Source organism: Pseudomonas sp. PDM25, assembly GCF_019219045.1.
GTDB lineage: Bacteria > Pseudomonadota > Gammaproteobacteria > Pseudomonadales > Pseudomonadaceae > Aquipseudomonas.
The window spans coordinates 1-486 of sequence record NZ_JAHUWL010000066.1; the positions used below are offsets into that span (position 1 = coordinate 1).

The window sequence follows — 486 nt, forward strand, 5'->3', positions numbered from 1 at the left end:
CCCGCCGGCTTCGCATCGCGCCGCGCCGAGCCGCCGCGACCGAGCAACCTGCGCGAACTGCGCCGCCCCGAGCGCCGTCCGCAGCAGGCACTGCCGGACGAAGGCCAGTTCGTCAGCTTCAACTGATGGGGGTTGCATGAACGCCATCACCGCTACCCGCAGCAACGAGGTACTGGACGACAGTGTCCAGCACCTTTCATTCCGCGTGCGCCAGGCGCGCTATGCCCTGCCGATCGAACTGGTGCGGGAGATCATCGAATACGGCCAGGTCACGGCCGTACCGATGATGCCCGCCTTCATCCACGGCGTGATCAACCTGCGCGGCAACGTGGTGCCGGTGCTCGACCTGGCAGCGCGCTTTGGCCTCGACCTGACCGAGCCGGGCAAGCGCACCTGCATCGTCATCATCGAGCTGGAGCTAGATGGCAACGGCCAGGCCCAGCGCATCGGCCTGGTGGTCGATGCGGTGGACGCCGTGCTCGATAT

General features: G+C 67.1%; 1 protein-coding gene. It reads left to right on the plus strand.

All coding sequences use genetic code 11. From position 1 onward, the window contains the following. Positions 1–136: 136 nt before the first annotated feature. A partial coding sequence (locus KW848_RS31340) for a chemotaxis protein CheW (RefSeq protein ID WP_218539181.1) occupies positions 137–486 on the plus strand: 350 nt, incomplete at its 3' end.